Annotated in this window: 1 pseudogene; it reads right to left on the bottom strand. The window is 57.5% G+C overall.

What is annotated here, in order from left to right:
* Nucleotides 1-278, bottom strand: a pseudogene (locus EN808_RS36835) (hypothetical protein); the annotation flags it as partial.
* Nucleotides 279-424: the final 146 nt, after the last annotated feature.

Raw genomic sequence — 424 nt, 5'->3', positions numbered from 1 at the left:
TTGCGGAGGGGCGAATGCGGGAAATCAGCGATTGTCTTGTATTTTACAACGAAACGGTCGACCAGGATGGTGTGGCGCCCGGTACGAACCAGAAAACTCTGGATGGGAAGAATAATCCGCCCGGTTGCCGGCGATATCGATCGAGGCGTGTGACAATGAAGATGCGGTTCGAGTCCTTCGTCGGTGTAGTCGGGGACCCATTCCGACGGCGTCCGCTGTGGGTCGCACATCTCCAGAATTCTGGTTACCCGGATATTTCCGATTCTCCAGTCGTCCAATGAAGCGCCCCTGCTTCGGTCGAGGATGGATCGACCAAGGATATCATATGTAGCCGGCCGGTGTCAGACGCGCGCTGGAAAGGAGCGCCGGCGATCGACGCCATTTGGCACCAGCAATGCATTCCGCCATGGTGTGCAGCCGCTTG

Origin of the sequence: Mesorhizobium sp. M8A.F.Ca.ET.165.01.1.1 (genome assembly GCF_004792065.1) — a bacterium.
Classification (GTDB): Bacteria; Pseudomonadota; Alphaproteobacteria; order Rhizobiales; family Rhizobiaceae; genus Mesorhizobium.
Note: the sequence above shows the minus strand (reverse complement) of the source record. Positions and strands in the feature narration are given on the sequence as shown.